This window comes from Bacillus sp. PK6-026 (assembly GCF_054161455.1).
Window position 1 is genome coordinate 2,119,084 of sequence record NZ_CP096418.1, and the last position, 24,596, is coordinate 2,143,679.

12 protein-coding genes are annotated in these 24,596 nt (G+C 48.4%); 1 reads left to right on the plus strand and 11 read right to left on the minus strand.

What is annotated here, in order from left to right; translation table 11 throughout:
• Positions 1-236 precede the first annotated feature (236 nt).
• From M1D59_RS10935 to M1D59_RS10945, 3 genes are all read right to left on the minus strand, one after another.
• Positions 237-1,415: an NAD(P)/FAD-dependent oxidoreductase gene (locus M1D59_RS10935; protein ID WP_020451688.1), complete on the minus strand. Its 1,179-nt coding sequence runs from the start codon at positions 1,413-1,415 to the stop codon at positions 237-239.
• 36 nt (positions 1,416-1,451) lie between these two features.
• Positions 1,452-1,886 (minus strand): helical membrane plugin domain-containing protein, encoded by a 435-nt coding sequence (locus M1D59_RS10940; protein ID WP_020451689.1) that lies wholly within the window; start codon positions 1,884-1,886, stop codon positions 1,452-1,454.
• A gap of 398 nt (positions 1,887-2,284) precedes the next feature.
• Complete coding sequence (locus M1D59_RS10945) at positions 2,285-2,515, minus strand: excisionase family DNA-binding protein (RefSeq protein WP_020451691.1); 231 nt, start codon at positions 2,513-2,515, stop codon at positions 2,285-2,287.
• 93 nt (positions 2,516-2,608) lie between these two features.
• Between M1D59_RS10945 and M1D59_RS10950 the strand changes: the two genes are divergently transcribed.
• On the plus strand, positions 2,609-2,833 hold the full coding sequence (locus M1D59_RS10950; RefSeq protein WP_020451692.1) for a hypothetical protein: 225 nt from the start codon (positions 2,609-2,611) through the stop codon (positions 2,831-2,833).
• A 70-nt stretch (positions 2,834-2,903) separates the two neighbouring features.
• Here the strand turns inward: M1D59_RS10950 and M1D59_RS10955 are convergent, their stop codons facing one another.
• The 8 genes from M1D59_RS10955 to M1D59_RS10990 all read right to left on the minus strand — a co-directional run bounded on the left by M1D59_RS10955 (position 2,904) and on the right by M1D59_RS10990 (position 24,590).
• Entirely contained in the window at positions 2,904-4,856 is a 1,953-nt protein-coding gene (locus M1D59_RS10955) for an AMP-binding protein (RefSeq protein WP_458118025.1), read from the minus strand.
• Positions 4,857-4,886: 30 nt separating this feature from the next.
• A complete protein-coding gene (locus tag M1D59_RS10960) occupies positions 4,887-6,416 on the minus strand; it encodes an acyl-CoA carboxylase subunit beta (RefSeq protein WP_026579615.1) in 1,530 nt (509 codons plus the stop codon).
• A 20-nt stretch (positions 6,417-6,436) separates the two neighbouring features.
• Positions 6,437-7,219 (minus strand): enoyl-CoA hydratase, encoded by a 783-nt coding sequence (locus tag M1D59_RS10965; protein WP_039072760.1) that lies wholly within the window; start codon positions 7,217-7,219, stop codon positions 6,437-6,439.
• Between the two features lie 21 nt (positions 7,220-7,240).
• Complete coding sequence (locus M1D59_RS10970; RefSeq protein ID WP_080131408.1) at positions 7,241-8,152, minus strand: hydroxymethylglutaryl-CoA lyase; 912 nt, start codon at positions 8,150-8,152, stop codon at positions 7,241-7,243.
• 17 nt (positions 8,153-8,169) lie between these two features.
• Positions 8,170-8,382 (minus strand): acetyl-CoA carboxylase biotin carboxyl carrier protein subunit, encoded by a 213-nt coding sequence (locus tag M1D59_RS10975; RefSeq protein ID WP_003182452.1) that lies wholly within the window; start codon positions 8,380-8,382, stop codon positions 8,170-8,172.
• A 17-nt stretch (positions 8,383-8,399) separates the two neighbouring features.
• Positions 8,400-9,740: an acetyl-CoA carboxylase biotin carboxylase subunit gene (locus tag M1D59_RS10980; protein ID WP_020451697.1), complete on the minus strand. Its 1,341-nt coding sequence runs from the start codon at positions 9,738-9,740 to the stop codon at positions 8,400-8,402.
• A gap of 238 nt (positions 9,741-9,978) precedes the next feature.
• The gene (locus M1D59_RS10985) at positions 9,979-13,782 is read right to left on the minus strand and encodes a non-ribosomal peptide synthetase (RefSeq protein ID WP_219192640.1); all 3,804 of its coding nucleotides are present in this window, start codon (positions 13,780-13,782) and stop codon (positions 9,979-9,981) included.
• A gap of 17 nt (positions 13,783-13,799) precedes the next feature.
• Positions 13,800-24,590 carry an amino acid adenylation domain-containing protein gene (locus M1D59_RS10990; protein WP_458118026.1) on the minus strand — a complete coding sequence of 3,597 codons (10,791 nt, stop codon included), beginning with the start codon at positions 24,588-24,590 and terminating at the stop codon, positions 13,800-13,802.
• Positions 24,591-24,596 lie beyond the last annotated feature (6 nt).

The window sequence follows — 24,596 nt, forward strand, 5'->3', positions numbered from 1 at the left end:
ACTAAAGCTGAGCGTATCGCTTCCTTTTCTTTTTCGGTAAATTTCGGCATGTCAGTCTCTCCTTGATTTATAAACATATGAATATTTTTATTTTATATTCATATAATGCAATGAGACCGTCTTTTTGTCAATGCATTTTGGTTCAAATTTACCACAATATTTTCATTTGCCCGTCAAATTTAAAGCAAAAAAAAGCACCACTTATAGTTTAAACTATAAGTAGCGCTTCATTTCCATTAATAAGCAAGGCTGAACAGACCTTTAATATGAGTCAGATAACGGACGTTGCTCGCTTCTTTCATCAATGAAGCAGGCAGGCCTTTAAGAGATGTACTGTTCGCGCCGATAACGGCAACTGCGTCTTTGCGGCCAAGGCTTGCAAGCGTGCCTGAGTTGACAGGGCTGAATGTTTCCATTGATTTGTTTTCTAAGTATGCATACAGGTTGTAGCCGATCAGCTCGCCCATTTGCCAAGCGATTTGAGCTGTCGGAGGGTACGGACGGCCATCCGGACCGAAGACAACGGCGCTGTCTCCTGCAACAAATACGTCTTCATGTGATGTAGATTGAAGGAAATCGTTTACAGTTGCGCGTCCGCGGTTCACTTCAAGACCTGACTCGCCGATCAGCGGATTGCCTTGAACACCGCCGGTCCAGACAAATGTATTTGTGACGATTTTTTGCCCGTCTTTCAAATCAACAACGTTTCCTTCTACATTTGTGACAGGCAGTCCTGTCAAGAATTCAACGCCGCGTTTTTCAAGGCTCTTTGTCGCACGTTCGATCAGCTCATCCGGAAGAACCGGCAGGATTTTCGGACCGGCTTCAACAAGCTTCAGCTTGATTTCTTTCGGATCGACACCGTAGCTTCTCGCAAGGTTCGGCATGATATCGGCGAGTTCACCGACAAGCTCGACGCCTGTTAGTCCGCCGCCGCCGATTAGGATCGTAGCATCCGCTTCGTTTTTCGTTTTAGCGTATTCGCGCACGCGCTCTTCAACATGCTTGAAGATCTTGTTTGCATCGTTTGCAGATTTGAGCACCATGCTGTTTTCTTGAAGGCCAGGAATGCCGAAGTAAGCAGTGACAGAACCAAGACCGACGACAAGCGCGTCATACGTCAGGGTAGAGCCGTCAGAAAGAGCGACTTCTTTTTTGTCAACTGAGAACGAGTTGACTTTGGCGATTTTAAGATCGATGTCTTTTCCTTTGAAAAGCTTTGCAAGCGGCATCGCAATGGCCTGTTCTGACACGTTGCCCGCAGCAAGGCGATGCAGTTCTGTGATGATTTGATGTGTCGGGTATTGGTTAACCACTGTGATTTTTGCTTCTTCTTTTGTGTAGTGTTTGCGAACTGTTAAAGCAGACAGTAATCCGCCGTAACCAGCGCCTAAAATGACGATATGTTTTGACATCGTGAATCCTCCGTCCTTATTCTGAATGTATAGTGATTATTTTTGTTTTTCGCGTTCTGACATGATTTGCAGGTAGCTTTGAACAAAGCGGAACATCTTTTGGGCCTGCGGATCTTTAAGCATTTTCAGCAAACCGAAAAGTCCGATGACTTCATTGCTTTCGTCAGCGCGGTCTTTTGCTTCAATGGCGGTAGCCGCGATTTCTTTTGCCGTATCTTTGACAGGCTCAAGAATTTCTGTGATGGCACCGACCGTATCATTTTTTAATACTTCATCAGTTGCAACGGATTGTGCGAAATCGTAAGACTTTGTCAAAATGTTGACCAGTTCTGTCAGCTTTGGAAGCTGGTCGACTAAAACAGTCAAAGACTCCTGTACTTCAGGTTTTAGCAGTTGATCGATAAGATCGCGTTGGCTTTGGCTTACAGATTCGTTTGTTTGATCAGCTGTTTGATCGATTGTTTCCGGCATAACCAATTCTCCTTTTCAATAAGCGATGTGCTGTTTTTTGAAGGAACCCCTTTTTCACAGTTTGTGAATTTGTGCACAAACAAGTCCGCAAAAAGGTTCTCCCCTTTTGTGTTTGTTTTGCTGTTTTCAGTCTGGAATTCCCGAAAACCCGCAATCTCAAAACACGCTGTATTTTTTACTACTAAATGATAACACTTTTTGAACAAAAAATGAACGTGATTGTTTCGGAAATGAAATAAAATCATAGAAAACTTTATATATAGGGCTTCTTTCATCCCTTTCATTTCCTATATTGTGTCTTTTTTTACGAAACGTCCCATTCACACGTCATGATAGAGTCGTGCGAACATTTCCTAGAAACGCATCTAGTTTACATAATGAAATTATCGTTATCTCGGTTAATCTTCATCTTTAACATCCGGATCTTCGGGGATGGGTTCGTTCAGAACGGATTCCGCCCACTCTTTATACTTTTCCATCTGTTCCATATGGGTATTGAATTGATCTTTGTTGATTAAATGCTGCTGTCCGTCGAAGACGGTGCGAATTTTCTTTTCTCTCACAAGCTGTTCAACATATGCTTCTGAAAGCGTTAAATATTCTGCGGTTTCCTTTATCGTCAAGTACATGTTTTAGTTCCTCTCGTTTTGATTTAGGCGAACGTTGCGATTTTAGGATCATACGATAAGATATATCAGTTTAGATGATGGAGGCCTATTTCTATGTATTCAAAATGGAATTCTGAAACGTCTTATCCGCCTTCAGCCCCGCACATGCACACCGGCCAATCTTCTCAGCAGATGAATCAAAGGCTGAAAAATCTCGAAGATCAAATGGAATTGCTGATCAAACTCATGGAATGCAACAATCAGCTGCTGCGTTCAATTGAAGAGCAGCAAAACCGCGTCTGCGCGGCCGGCGGAGGTTCGGTTATCGTCAGAATGTGAGTTTTTGGTCTTAAAATAAAAAGAGGAAGGACGTGTCCTTCTTCTTTGTCTGCAAGCCTTATCCAGTATACTACAGATTTTTTTGCGCTGAAAGGCCGGCAATTTCATCGTATGTTTGACGATTTTCCAATGTTGACAAATCGCCTGCCGGCTCGTTCAAATAGGCAGCTCTGATCAGCCGTCTCATCACTTTTGCATTTCTCGTCTTCGGCAGACCGCTGACAAAGTAAACCGCTTTTGGCTTGATCGCTTTACCGATCGCGTCAGAGGCGAGGTTCAGCAAATCATCTTTTAGTTTTTCCGACGGCTTTTCCGACTGTGTGAGGACGACAAAGCAGACGGCAGCCTGACCTTTGAGCTGATCCGGAACGCCGATAACGCCTGCTTCCGCCACCGCTGGATGGCCGACCAGTACGGACTCTATTTCGGCGGGCCCGATCCTTTTCCCAGCAGTATTGATCACATCATCAGAACGTCCGCTGATCGTCCAGTAGCCGTTTTCATCACGTTTTGCCCAATCGCCATGCACCCAGACGTCAGTCCAGCGGCTCCAATATGCTTTTTCATATCTGGAAGGCTCCTTCCAAAAACCGTTCGTCATGCCGACCCACGGCTTTGTCAGGACAAGCTCCCCGACTTCATTGACGACTTCCTCCCCTTTTTCGTTGAAGACATTGGCCGCCATGCCAGGCAGAGGCGAATTAAACGTCATCGGCGTGATTGGCCGCAGGAGCACATTGCCCAAAATGCCGCCTGAAATTTCCGTTCCTCCTGAATAATTAAAAATAGGAATCCGCTCTTTTCCAGCATGGCGGAACAGCCATATCCACGGTTCATAATTCCATGGTTCTCCCGTTGAGCCGATTGCCTTCAGACTGCTCAGGTCGCATTGATGAAGAAAATTTTCGCCGTGCTGCATCAGTGAGCGAATGAGCGTCGGAGAGACGCCGAGATGCGACACCTGGTGTCTGCTGACAAGCTCCCACAGCCGACTCGGGGCCGGGAAATCCGGTGCTCCGTCATACAGCAAAACTGCCGCTCCGTTTATGAGTCCCCCGAATATTAAAAACGGTCCCATCATCCAGCCCATGTCTGTAAACCAGAAAAACGTGTCCCCTTGTTTGACATCCATCCCGAAGCCCGCATCAAATGCAGCTTTCAGCGGAAAACCGGCGTGGGTATGAACCGCTCCCTTCGGTTGTCCTGTCGTGCCTGATGTGTAAAGCAGCATGAGCGGATCTGAACTGTCCATTTCTTCTGTCATCTGGAGAGGATCGCTTTTCATCAATTCATTCCAGTCTATATCTCTCTTATGATTCCAATCTTGTTCGCCATCGTGAAGCCGGCAGACGACAACTTTTTGGACAGTGAGGGCGCGGTCTGCTGCTTTGTCAGCTTCTTTCTTCATACAGACCTTCTTTCCCCTTCGCAAAAAGGCATCTGCCGTGACAAGAATTTTTGCTCCGGCAGCGCTGAGTCTCGCGGCTGCCGCATGGGCCCCGTAGCCTGAAAAAACCGGGGAGAATACCGCGCCGATTTTAGCGGCGGCAAGCATGGCGATGACCGTTTGCGGGATCATCGGCATGTAAATCGCAATGACATCCCCTTTTGATATGCCTTGTTTTTTAAAGCCTGCTGCCGCACGGGCGACTTTTTGATGTAAAGAAGAATAGGTGATCCGTTCTGTTTTTCCGTCTTCACTTTCCCAGATGAGGGCTGTCCTCTCGGCCGTATCAGGCTGTCGGGACCATTTTTCCACGGCGCTGCAAACGGCATTTAAGCGTCCGCCGGAAAACCATTTCGGCCATTTTATGCCTTTATCGAGATTCAATGTTTGGCTGTACCGCTTGTACCAGCTGATGCCGAGCGCTTTTTCGGCCTCTTCCCAGAACCAGGCGATATCGTCTGTACTTGCTTTCAAAAAATCATCATAGTCGGAAAAACCGAGAGCTGTCATCCATTGAAACAGCCGGGTCGCTTTTACAAATTCCGGATCAGGCTGCCAAACCGCTTTTTCGGCCATACCGTTTCCCCCTTTTCGTTTCATTGGCCTTTAGACGGGATAAACAGGATGCTTCCGTTCCGTAAATATCATGTATTTGGTCATATATGCATTCAGCCGTTTGATGAGTTCCGTACGAAGCGAATCGGCCGGAATGACCCCGTCGACAATCATTTCTGAAGCAAGCCGGTAAATGTCTATGTCTTTTTGGTACTCTTCCCGTTTTTCGGCAATGAAGGCGGACCGCTCTTCTTCAGGCAATTGTGCGATTTTTTTGGCATAAACGGCATTTACCGCTGCTTCCGGACCCATCACAGCAATCTGAGCCGTAGGCAGCGCCAGACAGCAGTCAGGCTCAAAGGCCGGTCCCGCCATCGCATACAAGCCTGCGCCATAAGCTTTCCTGACGATGACAGATATTTTCGGCACGGTTGCTTCGGCCATCGCTGAGATCATTTTCGCACCGTGTCTGATAATACCCGCCCTCTCGACTTTTGTTCCGATCATAAAGCCGGGGATATCAGCCAGAAACAGCAGCGGGATATGATAGGCATCGCACAAATTGATAAACTTTGCGGCTTTGTCTGCCGAATCGTGAAACAACACACCGCCTTTGACACGCGGCTGATTGGCGATGATGCCGACAGGCTGCCCGTGAATCCTCGCCAAACCGGTAATCAGCTCTGGCGCGAACAATTTTTTGATCTCATAAAAAGACGCTTCATCAATGATCCGGTCGATTAAATCCATCATTTGAAACGGTGCGTTTTGGTTTTTCGGAATGATCTCCTCCAACGGCCGGTCAAACGGACGAGCGGGTTTTGCTTCAATAACAGGCGCTTTTTCGGTGTAATTCGGCGGAAAGTAGGAAAGATACCGGCGCGCCGACTTGATCGCATCTTCTTCCGTTTCGGCAAGAATGTCTCCGCAGCCTGAAACAGAACAGTGCATTCGCGCTCCGCCCATTTCTTCAAGCGACACTTTTTCGCCGATCACCATTTCCGCCATGCGCGGCGAGCCTAAATACATCGAGGCGTTACCTTCGACCATGATAACGATATCGCAAAAAGCCGGTATGTAGGCGCCGCCTGCCGCTGAAGGACCGAACAAAAGACAGATTTGCGGGATGCGCCCGGATAATTTGACTTGCTGATAAAAAATCCGCCCTGCTCCTCTTCGCCCCGGAAACATGTCAACTTGATCCGTAATCCTTGCGCCTGCTGAATCGACCAAATAAAGAAGCGGACAATTCAGCTTTTCGGCTGTTTCCTGGATGCGGATGATTTTTTCGACGGTTCTCGCTCCCCATGATCCTGCTTTCACCGTTGAATCATTAGCCATGACGCAAACGGTTCGGCCGCCGATTTTTCCGATTCCCGTGACGACTCCGTCTGCTGGAAGCCCGTCTGCCATGCAATTGGCAAAAAAAGCGTCCTCAAGGTCGAGGCCTTCGTCAAGCAGCAGCTTTAATCGGTCTCTGACAAATAATTTTCCTTTTTTCTCATTAGCTTCATGGTATTTTTGCGCTCCGCCTTCCTGAATCCGGCGAATGCGTTCATACAATTCCTTTTCGGCCGGCATCGGCTGTCCCCCCGTTCGTTTTATTCTCCCGTATAATACGGCTTCCGCTTTTCTGTAAAAGCTTTCAGCCCTTCTGTTCTGTCTTTCGTCGGAATCGTCAGTTCGTAGGCTTTTTGTTCAATCACGAGTCCAGTTTCGATATCTGTCTCAAGCCCTTGATTGATAGCGAACTTCGCCTGTCTGACGGCAACCGGTCCGTTCGCCGCAATGTTCGCTGCGATATTTTCGGTTGTTTCCTTTAACTTTTGAAGCGGAACGACATGTTCAACTAGGCTGATCTTTTGCGCTTCTTCGGCGCTGATGCGGCAGCCGGTATAGATCATTTCTTTTGCCTTTCCCCTGCCGATCAAGCGGGGCAGCCGCTGTGTTCCCCCTGCCCCGGGAATAATCGCGAGCGTTGTTTCGGGGAGGCCGAGTTCAATATGTTCGGCTGCGATCCTGATGTCGCACGCCAATGCAAGCTCCAGCCCCCCTCCCAAAGCGCTTCCGTTTAATGAAGCGATGACGGGCTGCGGCAGTTTTTCCGTCTGGCTGACCACTTGTTGAATCATGGAAACGGCCTGCTTCGCTTCTGTGGGGCTCATGCGGGCTCTTTCCTTTAAATCGGCACCTGCACAAAACGTCCTGTTCCCTACTCCCGTTATAATGACACAGCGGACGGTCGGGTTTGAACGGATATCGCGAAGGATATGCTGAAGGTCGTCGAGAAGTCCGAGCGAGAGGGCATTTGCAGCTTGCGGTCTGTTCAACGTCAACACGGCGACCGCCTGCTCGTTTATGGAATAAAGAACATTGGGCTCCATTCGGTCTTCCTCCTCCTCAATCTATGAAAAGCAATTCTTTGATTTCGCCGCCTGCAAATTTCGGCTTGGTAGCTCTCTCCCGGTTTTGTCTTCGATCCATTTGGCAGCTGAAAGCAGCTTGCTGAGATCAACTCCGGTTTCGATGCCCATCTGGGCGCACATGTAAATCAAATCATCAGTTGCCGCATTTCCCGTGGCTCCAGGGGCATAAGGACAGCCGCCCAGCCCGCCGCATGATGCGTCAAATACGGTGATTCCCATATCCATCGCTGTGATCATGTTGGCGAGCGCCATCCCTCTCGTATCATGAAAATGAAGGGCGAAACTCTCTTTCGGAAAGCGTTTTAAAAGTACGTCAAGCACCTTTTGAACTTGCACGGGATTCGCTGCGCCGATTGTATCTCCGAGAGAAAGTTCGTCGATGCCCATGTTGAACAACGCATCACAGAGGCGTATGATTTGTTCTAATGGCACATGATGTTCATAAGGACAGCCAAATACGGTGGACAGGTAGGCTCTGGTGGTGAGGCCTGCTTGTTTTGCTGTCCCGGTGACTTCCTGCAAGACTGGAAGCGTTTCGCCGATCGATTTGTTAATATTTTTCCGGTTGTGTGTCTCGCTTGCCGACATAAAAACAGAAGCTTCATCGATCCCTCCTTCGAGAGCCCGTTCCAGCCCTTTTCGGTTCGGAATGAGGGCTGCGTAGGTGACGCCCGGCTTCCGGTTAATGCCTTTGGCGACGTCAAGGGCATCAGACAGTGCAGGAATCCATTTAGGATGAACGAATGAAGTGATTTCGATATATGAAAGCCCTGTTTGGGAAAGCATGTCGATCCAGGTTATTTTATCGGCTGTCGAGAGTGCGGTTTCTTCATTTTGCAGACCGTCGCGCGGCCCGACTTCTTTAATGAAAATTTTCTTCGGTACATTCATTTGCCATCCTCCAGACCTTATTGAAGCTCCAATAAGACATCTCCTTCATCGGCAAAATCACCTTCGTTTTTTCTGACGGTTTTGACGGTGCCGGCCGTTTCGGCGACAATCGGAATCTCCATTTTCATCGATTCTAAAATGGCGACTTCCTGCCCTTTTTCGATTTTGTCTCCTGCTTTCACTAATATTTTCCACACGTTTCCCGCCATATTGGTGACAACAGTATTCATGGCGCGCCTCCTTAATTTCATTTTGACTGATAACGACTGATAAAATCGGTTTGGACCCCGCCTTTTCGGAATTCGTCAGAACGTACGATGTCTTCAAGCAACGGAATATTTGTCTTAATGCCTTTCACTTGATATTGTGAGAGCGCTTCGGCCAATGTCCGGATGGCTTCATCTCTGCTATTTCCTTTGACGATCATCTTGGCGATCATCGGGTCGTAATACGGTGTGATGTTCATACCTGGGGCTGCTGCGCATTCATGACGGACATTCGGGTGCTCAGGCAGCTTAAGGTCAGTGATCCGTCCCGGCGAAGGGAAAAATGTTTTCGGATCTTCGGCACAGATTCTGACTTCGATCGCATGTCCGTCACGCCGAATGTCTTTCTGCTTATACGGAAGCGCTTTGCCTGCTGCGATATTGAGCTGTTCTTCGACAATGTCGAGCCCTGTAATTTCCTCTGTCACCGGGTGTTCGACCTGCAGGCGGGTATTCATCTCGAGAAAATAAAAATGATTCTTGCTGTCTACTAAAAACTCGATTGTCCCGGCGTTGGCATAGCCGATCGACAGCGCGGCTTTCACGGCCGCTTCACCGAGCTTCGCGCGCATGTTTTCATCGAATAACGGAGCAGGTGCTTCTTCGATGATTTTTTGCTGGCGTCTCTGAATCGAACAGTCCCGTTCCCAAAGATAGACGGCATTTCCGTATTCGTCTGTTAAAATCTGAATCTCGATATGTCTTGCATCTTCGATATATTTCTCGATGTACATAGCCCCGTCTCCGAAAAAATCGGCGGCTCGTTTTTGGCTGCCTTCATATGCTTTTGCTAATTCGCCTTCATTGCGAATCAGCTGCATTCCGATGCCTCCGCCTCCAAAAGAAGCCTTGAGCATCACGGGATAGCCGATGGATTCGGCAAGAGCCTTGGCTTCATTCAGACCGGCCAAGCTTTTTGTCACGCCGGGAACGACGGGAATCCCGGCTTGTTCCATCGCTAGCCTTGCTTCAATTTTGCTCCCCATTTTGGCGATCACATCGGACGGCGGACCGATAAACGTGATATTTTCCTGCAGGCATCTTTCGGCAAAACGGCTGTTCTCGGAAAGCAGGCCGTATCCCGGGTGGATGGCACAGACCCCCGCTTTTTTAGCGGTTTCGATGATTTTTTCGATATTTAAATAGCTTTCACTGACCCGCGGTTTGCCGATCAGCCAGGCTTCATCTGCAGCTTTAACGTGCAGGGACTCAGCATCCGCTTCAGAGTAGACGGCAGCTGTCTGAATACCGAGCCGTTTACAAGTTCGGATGATCCGAAGTGCGATTTCGCCACGATTGGCGATAAGCAATTTTTGAAACAAAAAAATGCCCCCTTTCATATTCAAAAGTGTCTGAAATAGAATTTGAAAGCGCCTTCATTTATTTATTGTGCGAATTCGAAAGTGAAGTAGCTTATCCTGTTTCCTGCCATAGGTTCAGACGGGTCTTGTCTGTTCTTTACAGCTTATGATGATTTGAAAGAAAAAAGTCCTAAAGCTTAAGAAATCGCTTTAGAACTCTCAATGTTTTGGCTCGGGCCTGTTGGTGTTTGGACGGCTTTTACCGAGAATGCTCTGCATGTTTGCCGCTGTTTGTGAGGATATGTTGAATGATCTCGGCGTTTTTTGACAGAAAGGCAGTTTCGAACATATCCTGATGCGGCCCGGCTCCTTTATACTCTTGATAGTTTCTTGTTGTGGCGTCGGCCCATTTTTGCAATATGAATCTGTCAATTTGATCCGTCTGAATGCCGGCTTCAATAAAGTGGATGTTTGCGTTGATTTGGCCGCCATTGATTAATTGTGCCCAATATTTTTGATAGTTTGCCGTCTTTTTGATGACTGCTTCCCTGAGGTGAGCGGGAACATGTTCTGCCGAGGTGCTGCTTGGCTGTGGCGGCAATGCTTGTTTCTTTTGATATGCATCGACAATAATGAGATCGCTGACCTCCAAACCACGGTTTTCCATTTCTTTGACAGTCTCAAATGCCGTGTTGCCTCCCGCTGAATATCCCAGCAGGATATAAGGACCCCGAGGCTGTTTTTGGATGATGTTGTTCACGTATTGTTCCATACGGCTGTCTTCTTCAATAAAGTTAAATCCGTACACAGTCGCTTTGCCGTTTAGCTTGGCAGCGAGATCTTTATAAAATATCCCGAAGCCCGAAATGGGAGGAAAGCAGAAAAGGTTCACTCCGGTCGGCGGATTCAGTCTGCTGACATGCTGTACGGCCGAGGCGCGCAGCTCATGTGAAAACAGCTTTTCGGCCAATTGTTCGATTGTTGGATTCTCGAATAATAATTCAATCGGAATATCGATCCCCTGGCTGTTTTTCAGCTGGTGAATGACTTGAAGAGCCTTTAGCGAATGACCGCCAAGTTCGAAAAAGTCATCTTCAATACCGAGCTCCTTCACGCCAAGGATAGGTCTCCATATGTCAATCAGTTCTTTTTCGACCCAGTTTCTTGGCGGCACAATCTGTTTCAAAGCCGTTTTTTGATCAGGTGCAGGCAGCGCGCGGCGGTCGATTTTGCCGTTTGCCGAAAGAGGCATGCGGTCCAGTTTAACCCAATCATGAGGAATCATATAGTCGGGAAGCTGCCTTGATAGTAATGAACGGATCGTTTTTTCCTCTGTTTGATCATCGCTTACATAATATGCGATAAGGAATGCTTCTTCGTTTTTTTCTTCAATGATGACAGCGGCTTCTTGAACGCCTTCAATCTCGATGAGCCGCGCTTCTATTTCAGCCGGTTCAGTTCGTTTGCCGCGAATTTTGATTTGCCGGTCCATCCGGCTGATATATTCTAAGTTGCCGTCTGGCAGCCAGCGCGCCAGATCGCCGGTTTTGTACATTTTTTCCCCTGGTTGAAACGGATGCTCTACAAATGCTTGACTCGTCAAATCAGGTCTGTGCAAATATCCTTTTGCAACCCCATCGCCGCCGACGCAAAGTTCGCCGGGAACGCCGATCGGCGCGAGCTGACCGCTCTCGTCAACAATAAAGGCATTTGAATTGCTGATCGGTTTTCCGATGGGAATCGCTTGTGAAAAATCTTGCTTGACTTCATAAAATGTAGAGAATGTTGTATTTTCCGTCGGACCATATATGTTATAAAGCTTCAGGTTTGGGCACCGATGTCTGACCGTATTCATCAGTGCAGGCGTCAAAGCTTCCCCGCCGACATATAAAGTGGAGAGCCCTGAAAACATGTCCGGCTGGGCTTGTGCCAGCTGGTTAAAGAGAGCCGTTGTTAAAAACAGCACTGTGATATCATGGTGAAGCAAATAGCTGCCAAAACGGGCAGGAGTCAACATCGTCGAGCGGTCGATAACATGAAGAGATGCTCCTTTCAGGAGCGCTCCGAATATTTCAAATGTGATGGCGTCAAAGCCCAGTGAACCGGTTAAGATTAATCGGTCATTTGTATCGGCTGATGTGTAATTGCTGTTTGAGATCAGTGATACGACATTGCGGTGCGAAATCATTACGCCCTTTGGTTTGCCTGTCGAACCTGATGTATACATGATATAAGCCAAATCATCCGGACGCGTATTTATGTTGATAGCGCTGACAGGTGCCAATTTCGCTTCCTTGGATATCAACACTTTTTTCGGAAAATCAATGTTCGTCTTGAGTCCTTTCTGAACGGCCAATACGTCCGCCCCGCTTTCTTTCAGCATGCAGCTGATCCGTTCAGGCGGCAGTTCGGCATCGAGCGGGAGATAGGCGCCGCCCGCTTTCAAAACGGCAAGAACTCCGATGATGAATTCAGGTGAATGCTCTGCTAAAATGCCGGCAATTCCGTTTTTCTTTAAGCCTTGTTCTTGGAAGATGCGGGCCCATGCAGTGGATGTTTGATCCAGCTCCCGGTATGTCATCGTCAAGCCGCCGGCATGTAGTGCGATATGCTCCGGCGTTTTCTCTACTTGATTGGAAAACAAGTCAGTGATTGTTTTGTTCGTATCGTAATCTGTTTTTGTATCGTTGAATTCCCCGATGATCCGGGCTTTTTCGTCAGGCGCGATCATCGGCAGCCTGGAGGCGGGGATATCGGTGTCCTCCGCCGCTCTTCGCAAAGCTTCCAGCAGGTGGCCCCTCACACAGTCAATCCATGATTCATCATAAACGTTTGCATTGTAGATGAACTTGATGACAAGTTCATCATCCGGGGCAATCATGAGGTTGAAGTTGTAGCCTGATTGCTCCGACACTTTTACATTTTCGATCTGAAGCGGTGATTCGGCGCGGTTTGCCGAGTCTTGCATTTGCTGCAAAGGGTAGTTTTCAAAAACGAAAATATGGTCAATCGCATGCTGTTTAAAAGCGATATGCGACTGAATGTCAGCCAATGGATAAAAGTTGAACATGTCTTGAGCGAGCCTTTCTTTTTGGGAGCGGCGAAGCAGCTCTGAAAAGGTTTCATTTTCGCTCTCGGTCTTGATTCGCACCGGCACAGTATTGATAAATAAACCGATGATCTTCTCAACACCCGGAATCACGGAAGGACGGCCGGAAACGACAGAGCCGAACACGACATCATCTGTCCGGTTATAGCGCTGAAGCATTAAGCCCCACACGGTTTGTATGAGAGTGGCGAGTGTGGCTCCATGCTGTTTGGCGATTGTTTTGAGTCTGGCTGTCAACTTTCGGTCTAATGAAAACATCAGCTCTTTCTGCCGATATCCCTTTTCAGCAGGTTTTGCAGACACTTTCGGAAGACCTGTTGGCGCATTGAAGTCTGTCAAGTAGTTCTTCCAATATTCCTTGGCTTTGTCTTTGTCCTGATCATACAACCAGGAAATATATGCGCTGTATGGCTGAACAGGATCTAAAGGCACAGATTCACCCGTATAGATGGCTTCGTACAACTGCATAAATTCTTGGAGTACGATCCCGAGACACCAGCCGTCCATTAAGATGTGGTGATGGCTCCATACACATACGTGTTGTTCCGGCGCCGTTTTGAACAGAGAAATACGCATCAGCATATCTTTTTGCAGATTGAAGCCTTTCTGCCGATCCCGCTCTTTAAACTGGCTGATATATGCGGTTTGATCGGTCTCCGGCATTTCGGTCAAGTCTTCAGCATGCAACTGAAAGGATCGATCGCGTAAAACGACCTGGCGCGGTTCTTTCAGCCCGGCAACATGAGGCAAAAAAACCGTTCTGAAAATATCGTGGCGGTCAATGATCGATTGGACACTTTGTTGAAACCAGTCTAAATGGAGCTGACCTCTTATTGTGAAGACGGACTGTTCAATATATGCGGTTCCTTCGTCTTGCAGGAAAGAATGAAAAAGCATTCCTTCCTGCATGTGGCTTAAAGGATAAATGTTTTGGATTTTTTGTGTATGATCCATTGTTTCCCTCCGCTCGTTTAATGAAATCCGAGTAAGTCGGTTATATTTTTAAAAGCTTCCTCGGTCAGCTCGCGATCATCAAAGTCGCTGACGGTCTTCTCTGTTTCAGTTTTGCCGAGGCAATGGTTCATCAGCTTTCTGAGATAGTACTGACAATCTTGGGAAAGCCGCTCAATGGTTTCTTTTTGAAAACGCCCTGTTTCATATGTCATGTTAACGGTCAGTTTGCCTTCGGCTACGAGTGCGCTGATATCCAGCGACTGTTCACGCTTCCAAGTGCCGGTGATATCCTCGCCGCCCCCCAAAGGAGAAAATGTAAATGCATCAAGCTGTTCTGTTTCGGTTTGCGCACGGTTTCCGATTTCAAATTGTCCTAAATAGTTAAAGGTGATATCAGGTGCTTTGCCGAATTTGATCTTTGCTTTTTCAGGCGGTGTCATATATTTGAGAACACCGTATCCAAATCCTTTATCAGGTATCCGCCTTAACGTGTCTTTTGTTATTTTTAATGCGCGGATCATATATTCTTCATGATGGTCATCCCATGTATTGGGTTCAAGTTGAAGCAATACTGGATATATGGAAGTAAACCACCCTACGGTTCGGCTGATATCGTGATATGCCGCCTCAGATTGACGGCCATGCCCTTCAAGCGCGATTTTTAGCGCCTTTTGCGGCACCCATTGCCATATAGCGAGTACCGCTGACGCCAATAGCAGGTCTTGGGTATCCGTATTGTAAGCATTGTGCACATCTTTTAGAATCGCGTCTGTTTCTTGTTGAGCTAAAGTAAATGATACGGTGTTACGTTTTTTCAAAGCGGTTTTGTCGATATGTGTCTGATCTTTTGGCAGTGCAACTGTTTCATGGTGTTCGATGGCGCGCCAATAGTCTGCTTGCTGTAATAACCGCCGGCTTTCTGCATACTTGGCTAATTGCTCGGTATATGTCTGGAATGATGCGGTTTTTGGCGGGAGTGCTATGTCATCTCCGCGAATCGCCTGCTCATAGACGGATGCCAAGTCTTCCAGGATAATCCGCCATGATATGCCGTCGACGGCCAAGTGATGGATAGCAAGAAACAGGTCATCTCCTTCGCTTGAGCGGAAAAGCCCGACTTGCACCAGCGGCCCGTTTTCCAAGTCCATTGCTTTTTGCAGCTCACGAACTTGGTGTTTGATAATGTGTTCATGATCTTTTGGTTCGCCGGCCAGATTGAAGATTCGCAAGTTGTAAAGCTGGTCCTCTCCGATGTTCGCTGGACGATTGTACAGGCGCAAGTTCCCTTGTTCATCTTTGACGCATATGAGCCTGAGTGCATCGTGATGGACGGTTATCGCTTTTAGCGTTTTCCTCAATGCATCTTCATCTAACGGATTTGACCGATGCAGCATAACTGACTGATTAAAATGGTGGGCTTCTTTTATATCTTGAGACAGGAACCATTTTTGCACCGGTGACCATGTCATCTCGCCTTCTACAGATGCTTGGCTGATCGGTTGTTGTGATAAACGGACATATGGCGCCAATTCTTGGATTGTCGGATGGCTGAAGATATCTTTTACGGCCAATTGCTTTCCTGATTGATGCAATCTCGCGGAGACTTGCAATGCCTTAATGGAATCTCCGCCAAGCTCAAAAAATGATTCATCAATTCCGATCTTGTCCACACCGAGCACCCCGCGCCAGATGGCAGCCAATTCTTTTTCAATATCAGTGGCCGGAGCCGTAAATGTTTGCCTAGTCTCTCCCTTGTGCGGGATCTTTGCCAGTGCGGGCTTATTCAGCTTCCCGTTTGGCATGGTAGGCAATGCATCAAGCGTTTGGAAAAACGCCGGTACCATGTAAGACGGCACTTTTTTGGCCAAAGCTTTGCGCACCATGCCGCAATCTGCGCCGTCTTCAACAACGATATAAGCGCACAGTTCCTTATGACCTGCTGCGGTAACAGAATCCACCACTGCCGCTTCTTTTACTACGGCAAGGCCGGAGAGTGCCGCTTCCACTTCTTTTATCTCGATTCGGTAGCCTCTGATTTTGACTTGTTCATCCATCCTGCCGACATACTGCAGTGTGCCGTCCGGCAGCCATTTCGCCAAATCCCCCGTCCGATACATGCGCTGATCTGGATGGAACGGATCTTGAACGAAAGCTTTTGCCGTTTGCTCAGGAAGATTGATATATCCTCTTGCAAGCCCCGGTCCTGTAATGCAAAGTTCTCCGGTGACACCGATAGGCTGCAAGTGATCTCCTTTTAAAATATAAACATTTGTATAGCCGATCGGCCGGCCGATCGTGATGTTTTCTTCTCGTTTCAATCTTCTGGCCGCAGTGGCCGTGATGCTGCTCTCTGTCGGCCCGTATTCATTGGAAATCTCTATGTCAGGGCGGAGCGAGAAACTGCGCTCCAGCAAATTCGGTTCAATCGCTTCGCCTCCTAATGTGACAAGTCGCAGTGCTTGTACATCTTCCGGCTGCAATACGTCAAGCAGTGTCCGGTATAGAATCGGAACGAGATTCATATGCGTAATGCCGTAATCGGCTAGATATTGTTTAATAGCGAGAATGTCTTTCGCTTCTTCCTCAGCCGGGATAACGGTCTGTACTCCTGATATAAGCGGCGCAAACATACTTGTGACAAATGCGTCAAAAGAAAATGAGGAAAGCTGAAGCGCGATATCATGATCATGAAATTCATAAAAAGCACTGCGCCACTGAACTGTATAAGCGACTCCTCTGTGTTCCACCATGACGCCTTTTGGATTGCCCGTCGTACCTGATGTATAAATGATATAAGCCAAATGATCAGGCCCGGAAGCAGTTAGAATAGGTGAGGTGTCCTGTTCCTGTACATCTTCAATCAGAAGCACTTCGCCTTTAAAATCATCAGGTACTTGATGAATTGTTTTTTTATCGGTGATCAGCAGTTTAGCTCCGCTGTCGGCTAATACATATTGTTTGCGCTCGTCCGGATATCCAAGATCAAGTGGGACATAGGCGCCCCCTGCTTTCCAGGTTCCGAGAACGGCTGCGATCAAGCCTGTTGATTTAGGAATCATAATACCTACAGTGAGATCCGGACCAATCCCTTGATTTTGCAATGTTCTCGCTATTTTGTTGGACCATTCGTCTAATTCTTGATAAGTGAGCACCCCTTCCCGAGTGATGAGTGCAGTTGCACTCGGCGATTTTGCCGCCTGACGGGCGAATAATTCGTGAACGGTTATGTTAGGGCCGTGTTGTTCCGGCATCCTGTTAAAGTTTGTCATCAGCAGCTGTTGTTCTTTAGCTGTCAGCATGCTGATGGCAGGCAACGCTGTCTGCGGTGCGTGGACAATGTGCTGAAGCATTGTCGTGAAATGTGATGCCCAGCGTTCGATCGTATCTTGTTTAAATAAAGATGATGCATATTCAAACCGAAAGTGTATGCGTTCATCCCCTTCTGAAACTTGCAGCGTCAGATCAAACTTCGCCCCAGTTTGAGGCATATCGGCAGGCTGAATATGCAGTCCATCCAGGAAAAGCTCTTGGCGATCCATATTTTGTACGACAAGCATAGCGTCAAACAACGGATTGCGGCTCATATCACGGACGACATCAAGCCGGTCGACAAGCTCCTCAAACGGATAATCCTGATGTTCAAATGCCTCAAGTGCCGTTTCGCGGACCTCTCTTAAGAAATCGCTGAAACATTTGTTTTCGGCCGGCTGCGTTCTGATCGCCAATGTGTTGACAAACATGCCGATGACAGGTTCTAAGTCTTTGTGCGGCCTTCCGGCGATCGGCGAACCGATGATGATATCCTCCTGTCCGCTGAGCCGGGCAAGAAGCGTGCTGTACGCGGCGAGAAGAACCATATACAGGGTGCATCCGTTGTCGCGGGCGATCTTGTATAGGCCGGATGAAGTGTCCGCATCAAGTGAAAAGGACACATGATCTCCGGCAAAGCTTCGCACCGCCGGGCGGGCGTTGTCGGCCGGAAGCTCCAGCACCGGCAGCTCTCCGTCGAGCTGCTTCAGCCAATAGGCTTCCTGTCTGTTGTACGCCTCTCCTTGTTTGAATGCCTGTTGCCAGACAGCGTAGTCTTTATATTGAATCCGCAGCGGGTGAAGCGTCCGGTTGGCGTACAGCTCGCTGAATTCGCTGATTAAGGTGCCGACAGACACCCCGTCGGAAATGATGTGATGCATGTCCACCAACAACAGGTGGCTCTCCTCCGCCTCCTTCACAAGAGCGGCGCGGAAAAGCGGCGCTTCTTGAAGCCGGAACGGACGGACAAAGTCTTCAGCCGTGGCCAATTCCATCAGCTGAAACGGGACATCATCATGAATGCGTTGAACAGGCTCGCCGTCTGCCCCGGTTTCAAACGACGTCCTGAGCGATTCGTGGCGGCGGATCAGCTGCCTGAATACTTCATCAAGCCGGGCGCGGTCGAGCGGTCCTGTCAGCTTAAGCGCCGCCGGCATATTGTAGCCGACACCGCCGTCTTCCAGCTGCTGAAGCACATACATCCGCTTTTGCGCCGAGGACACCGGATAGGTGTCCTGTTTGTCCGCCGGTTCAATCGCCGCATGCGGGCTTTCATCCAATTCCTGAATCACGGCTGCGAGCTCTTCCAGTGTCGGCTTGGCGAAAATCTCCTTCAGCGGCACCTGCACGCCAAACGCTTTGGCGATGCGGGAGACGAGCGCTGTCGCTTTCAGCGAGTGGCCGCCTTGTTCGAAAAAGTGGTCGCGAATGCCGGCAGGGCCGTATTTCAGCACCTCTTCCCAAAGCTTGGCGAGCTTCATTTCCGTGATGGTTTGCGGCGCGGTGTAAGCGCGTCGTTCAGGCGCTCTGTCGGGAGCGGGCAGCGCCTTGCGGTCAAGCTTTCCGCTCGGAGTGACAGGCCACTCTTTCATCTCGATGAAGGATGAAGGCATCATGTAGGCCGGCAGGCGTTTGCCCAGCTCTGTCCTTACAGTTTGTTGATCCTGACCTTCAATATAGGCGCAAAGCTCGGTTTCCTCCCCTTCTGTCCGGGCGATAACCGCCGCTTCCCGCACGCCGTCGATCTGGCGAAGCGCCGCTTCGACTTCCCCCGGTTCGATCCGGTAGCCGCGGATTTTCACTTGACCGTCCATGCGGCCCAGCCATTCAACGGTGCCGTCCGGGAGCCATCTCGCCAGATCGCCCGTTTGATACATGCGTTCCCCTGAATAAAAGGGGTCATCGAGAAACCGTTCTTCTGTCAGCTCCGGACGGTTCAAGTAGCCCCTTGCGACGCCCGCGCCTGCGATATACAGTTCCCCTCGACAGCCGAACGGCAGAAGCTGCCGTTTTTTATTTAAAATATAGAGTCTCATATTGTGTCCTGATCGGCCGATCGGGACATGGTCAAGTGTTTTCCTTTTAGGGACATCAAAGTATGCCGCTTCTACCGTCGCTTCCGTCGGTCCGTAGGAATTTGTCAATTCCACCCTCGGCAGAAGCTCATGAAAACGGGAGACGAGGTGCGCCCACAGCTGCTCGCCGCCTGCAAAGACTCTTTTTAAATGTCTGATGTCGGCCGGTTTTTTTCTTTGATTCATATATTCCAAGAATGAGTGAAGCATAGAAGGGACAAAATGGGCGGCTGTAACTTCCTTTTCCTCCAGCGCTTTTAAGATGATTTCAGGATCTTTTTCCCCTCCTTGAGGAAGCAGATAAACAGAAGCCCCGGCGAATGGCCACCAGAACAGCTCCCATATTGAAGCATCAAACGAGTAAGACGTTTTATGCAGAATGATGTCCGAGTCGTTAAGTGAGTAGCGGGTTTGCAGTGAGTATAAAAAATTGACCGCGGACCTGTGTTCCACCATGACGCCTTTTGGGCGTCCCGTTGAGCCAGATGTATAGATGATATAGGCCAAGGCATCGGGCGGTACCGGGAGATTCGGATTGACTGCCGCTTCTCCGTGATTCTCGCGCCCGCCATCTAGCGGCAAAATGGTTCCCTCAAACATCGATGGATTAGATTCTGCAAGCAAGGTCTTTGCGCCGCTGTCCTTCATTAAAAAACGGATTCGTTCTTCAGGATAGTCAGGGTCGATCGGCACGTAAGCAGCTCCCGCTTTTAAAATGCCATAAATTCCAATCAGCATATCTGGTGAACGTCTCCCCATCACGGCAATCACATCTTCCTGTTGAATACCGAGGCCAATTAGCTTCCATGCAATTTGATTGGCCCGTTCATTCAGTTCTCTGTAGGAGATGGAGACGCCATCCGCCAAAACGGCCGGACGATCAGGCGTCTTTTCTGCCTGCTGCTCGAGCTGATGATGAAGCGGCTGATCCAGTGGGAAATCGATTTTTTGCATCGGGCTGAGGTTTTGCAGAAGTGCGCTTTCTTCCTTTTTCGAAAGGATTGACAAATGGTCCAGTTCCAGCTCCGGATGCTGTGCAGCGTTTTTAGCCAACGTTTTAAAAAAATCGGCCCATTTTTGAATCGTTTTCCGTTCAAACAAATCTGTACTGTATTCAAACTGACAATATATTTGTCCGCCGCTTTCGGCCATGTACAGTGACAGGTCGAATTTAGAAATCGGGTGGCTGATATCTTTCTGCCGAAACTCAAGCCCCTCCATCGACAATTGTTGCCGCTCCATATTTTGCAGTGCAAACGTTGTATCAAAGAGCGGATTTCGGCTCATCTCCCGCTGAACGCCGAGGCGGTCAACCAGCTCCTCTAACGGATAGTCCTGGTGTTCATAGGCTTCTAGCGCTGTTTCTCGAATGTCCTGTAAATATTGTTTGAAAGATATTCCGCTCACCGGACGTGTTCGAAAAGCCAATGTGTTCACAAACATTCCGAGCACGGATTCCAGGTCAGCATGCGGTCTGCCCGCGATCGGCGAACCGACAATGATCTCTTCCTGCCCGCTTAGCCGTGATAATAAAACGGTGTATATCCCAAGAAGCGTCATATACAGTGTGCATCTGTTTTCTCCTGCGAGCTGTTGTAAACGTGATGTAAGATCCTGACTGATCTCGAACGTAACCCGGTCACCTGCAAAGCTTTTTGCCGGGGGCCGCGGTTTGTCCGTCGGCAATTCGAGCACTGGCAGCTCACCGGCCAGTTGTTTGAGCCAATACGATTCTTGCCGTTTGTATATGTCGCTTGTTTTGAATGTTTCTTGCCATGCTGCATAGTCTTTGTATTGAATGCGCAACGGAGCCAGTTCAAGTCCTTTATACAGCTCGCTGAATTCCTGCATGAGCAATTGGATGGAGACACCGTCTGAAATAATATGGTGCATGTCCACTAAAAGCAGATATCGTCCTTTTTCAATGGTCGCTAAGCCCGCCCTGAAAAGCGGAGCCTTTCCAAGATCAAACGGCCGGATAAATGATTCAGATGAAGATTCGTTTGAAAAAGCAAACGGCACCTTTTCATGAATCCGCTGCACCGGCTCGCCGTCGTCTCCTGCTTCGAATGATGTCCTAAGGGGTTCATGCCGGCGGATCAGTTCGCGAAATACAGCTTCCACCCTCTGTTGATCGAGCTCGCCTGTCAGCTCCAAAACGGCCGGAATGTTGTAGCTGACTCCTCCGCCATCAAGCTGGTGCAGAACATACATCCGTTTTTGTGCGGAAGAAACCGGATTTGTCTCCTTCTTCTCTATTTGCTGAATCGAAGCAAACGGGTTTTCTTCCGCTTCACTGATGACTGCTGCCAACCCTTCTACGGTCGGATGGGCAAAGACATCACTTAACGGAATCTGAACGTTCCATTCTTTGGCGATGCGAGAGATGAGCGATGTTGCTTTTAAAGAATGGCCGCCCAGTTCAAAAAAGTTGTCGCGGATGCCGACCGGCCCCCTTTTCAGTAGACCTTCCCAAAGCTGTGAAAGCCTGAGCTCGTTCAAATTGCGAGGTGCGGCGTATGACTGATGCGATGCGGATGATGTCGGTTCTGGGAGGGCGCTTTTATCGACTTTTCCATTTGCTGTAAGCGGAATCGCTGGCACAGCAGTCCATTTTACTGGCATCATGTAGTCAGGGATGGCGTCGGCCAAATCATGACGCAATGCAGAAGGGTCGATCGGTTTCCGTGTGCTGTAGTATGCGCACAATTCATGTTCCCCTTCACTGTCTTTTTGAACCAGGACAACCGCTTCCTTAACAGCAGGATGATTTGCCAATGTCACCTCTATTTCCTTAGGTTCGACCCGGTAGCCCCTGATTTTCACTTGATCATCCGTCCGGCCGATATAGTCCATTTGTCCGTCTGCACGAAGCCTTGCTATATCTCCTGTTCGATACATGACGGCTCCCGCTCTGAATGGATCGGGCAAAAATTTCTGTTTTGTCAAGATTGGATTATTGACATATCCTCTCCCGACGCTCGCGCCTGATATATAAAGCTCTCCTGCTACACCGCAGGGCTGAAGTCGTTTGTATTTGTCAAGGATATACAAGGCGTTATGGCTGATCGGTTTTCCGATCGGCGGAGAATCCGGGATGTCGCCCTCAGGATGAATGGTGCATGTCGAGACGACATGGGTTTCCGCCGGGCCGTAATGATTATGCAAGTGTATGCCGTGCCGCTTGAGCAATGCCTTAAAAATATGCGAGACCGTCAATTGCTCCCCCGCAGTGATGACATGCTTCACACAGTTTGGAAAGTGGTTCGCATAGTGTTCCTCATTAAAAAGCATCTTCACAAAAGCCGTCGGGAAAAAGACGACTTCTGTTCGCTGTGTATTGATCAACAAAAACAACTGAGCTGGGTCGCGCTTGATTGATTCAGGCGCGATGCAAAGCGTGCCGCCGCTAAGCAAAGTTGTAAACAATTCTTGATAGCAGACGTCAAACGCACAAGATGCATACTGGAGCACATTTGTTTTGAAATCAATACGTGAGTTTTCAAATTGGTCATGAAGCAAATTGGCCATATTTCGATGTTCAAATAAAACACCCTTCGGCTTCCCCGTTGTTCCAGATGTATACATGATGTAAAGCAAATCTTCCGCAGTGTTTACCGTCTCGACATTGCTTCCGTCGCTTTCCGCATCTGCTTCTTCTATGAATGTCACAGATCGTTTTGTTGCGGCTGACTTTGCTAAAGCCGCCACATGATGCTGTGATACTATGTGCTGACAGCCGCTGTTTTCTATGCAATAGCGAATGCGTTCGGCAGGATGGCTCAGGTCAATCGGAACAAATGCCGCGCCCGCTTTTAAAATGCCGAGTACTCCCGCCGCTAATGCGGGAGAACGTTCGACCATGATCGCGACCGGCTCCTGGCGTTTGACACCCCGTTTTCGGAGAAGGCGTGCAAGTTTGTTGGCCATTTCATTCAGCTCTTTATAAGTGATCGACTGCCCTTCATAGTGAATTGCTTTTTCATCAGGGGATTGTGCCGCCTGACGTTCGAACATCGACTGGATCGTTTCATATTCACGCTGTTTAGTCTCTATTTTCAACGTGCTGAGCAGGTCTTTTTGTTCCTGCTGTGTTGTGATCGTCAATTCCTCCGGGGTCAAATTCGGATTTTCCAGCACTTGTGCGATGATATGCTGCAAATGGCCTTTGACGCTTTCGATGAAAGAACGTTCATGAATGCCGGAATCAAATCTCATTTTGAGATGAATGTTTTCACCTGGTGCTACCATGAGATAAAAGCTGTAGTTGGTCTCGTCTTCCATGTTGAAATCATGAATGCGAAACAGATCCTCTGCATCTTGTCCACTGTTCAGCAGCGCGATTTCTTTTTCAACAGGATAATTTTCAAAAACAAGAATATGGTCGATTAAGCCTTGTTTGACGGCGGATTCCGCCTGTATCTCATAGAGCGGGTGGTAGCTGTACGGCTGCCCATTGAGCGCATCTTTTTGCACTTGTTTAATCAGTTTCACAAAAGGCACTTTTGTACCGGTAACACGCACCGGTACCGTATTAATGAAAAGGCCGATCATCCGCTCTATCCCTGCAATTTCAGCCGGCCTGCCGGAAATAACCGAACCGAAAACCGCATCATCCGTCTGGTTATAAGCTTGCAGCAACATTCCCCAAAGCGTGTGAAAAATGGTGCTCAATGTGACTTCTTCCTTTGCGGCCAGCTCTTTCAGCTTATCCGTAACTGTTTTAGAAAGGGAAAATGTGACTTCTTCTTGTCTGCTTTTGGCGCCCGCTTTTTTTTGCTGCGGCAGCCGGCTCTGTTGGTCATATCCTTCAAGATAACCCTCCCAGTACCGGGCGGCGGCTTCTTTGTCCTGCTCCATCAGCCATTGAATATAGCTCCCGTAAGGCACAGCAGGCTCAAGCTTTAATGGTGTTTGGTGCAAATGGGAAGCGTATATATGGAAAAACTCCTTCAGGACAATCCCGAGGCACCAGCCGTCCATAATGATGTGATGGAAGCTCCATATGCATGTAAATTCGCGTTCCCCTGTTTTAAAAAGAATGACGCGCATCAATCCATCTTTTTGCAAATGAAATCCTTTGGCTCTGTCTGTTTTTTTGACGTCATCGATCAATCTAAGCTGGCCGGATCGATCCAAATGAGTCAGATCTTTTTCTTCAACGGTGATCGTCCGTTCTTTTAAGACGACCTGCTGCGGAACGGATACATTTTGACTGATAAAAATCGTTCTGAAAATATCGTGCCGGGCGCACAGAGCAGTGATGCTTTTCTGAAAAATGTCTGTGTCAACCTTTCCTGTCATTGAAAATGAGGCTTGTTCGACGTATGCCTGTGTGTCCTTGTTAAGAAGGGTGTGAAATAGCATGCCTTCCTGCATATAAGAAAGCGGATAAATATCCTGAATCTCATGTTTTTTTGTCATATTTTT

Coding starts and splice junctions, on each gene's coding strand:
- M1D59_RS10935 (WP_020451688.1), bottom strand. CDS start 1,415: ATGTCAAAACATATCGTCATTTTAGGCGCTGGTTACGGCGGATTACTG.
- M1D59_RS10940 (WP_020451689.1), bottom strand. CDS start 1,886: ATGCCGGAAACAATCGATCAAACAGCTGATCAAACAAACGAATCTGTA.
- M1D59_RS10945 (WP_020451691.1), bottom strand. CDS start 2,515: ATGTACTTGACGATAAAGGAAACCGCAGAATATTTAACGCTTTCAGAA.
- M1D59_RS10950 (WP_020451692.1), top strand. CDS start 2,609: ATGTATTCAAAATGGAATTCTGAAACGTCTTATCCGCCTTCAGCCCCG.
- M1D59_RS10955 (WP_458118025.1), bottom strand. CDS start 4,856: ATGGCCGAAAAAGCGGTTTGGCAGCCTGATCCGGAATTTGTAAAAGCG.
- M1D59_RS10960 (WP_026579615.1), bottom strand. CDS start 6,416: ATGCCGGCCGAAAAGGAATTGTATGAACGCATTCGCCGGATTCAGGAA.
- M1D59_RS10965 (WP_039072760.1), bottom strand. CDS start 7,219: ATGGAGCCCAATGTTCTTTATTCCATAAACGAGCAGGCGGTCGCCGTG.
- M1D59_RS10970 (WP_080131408.1), bottom strand. CDS start 8,152: ATGAATGTACCGAAGAAAATTTTCATTAAAGAAGTCGGGCCGCGCGAC.
- M1D59_RS10975 (WP_003182452.1), bottom strand. CDS start 8,382: ATGAATACTGTTGTCACCAATATGGCGGGAAACGTGTGGAAAATATTA.
- M1D59_RS10985 (WP_219192640.1), bottom strand. CDS start 13,782: ATGGATCATACACAAAAAATCCAAAACATTTATCCTTTAAGCCACATG.
- M1D59_RS10990 (WP_458118026.1), bottom strand. CDS start 24,590: ATGACAAAAAAACATGAGATTCAGGATATTTATCCGCTTTCTTATATG.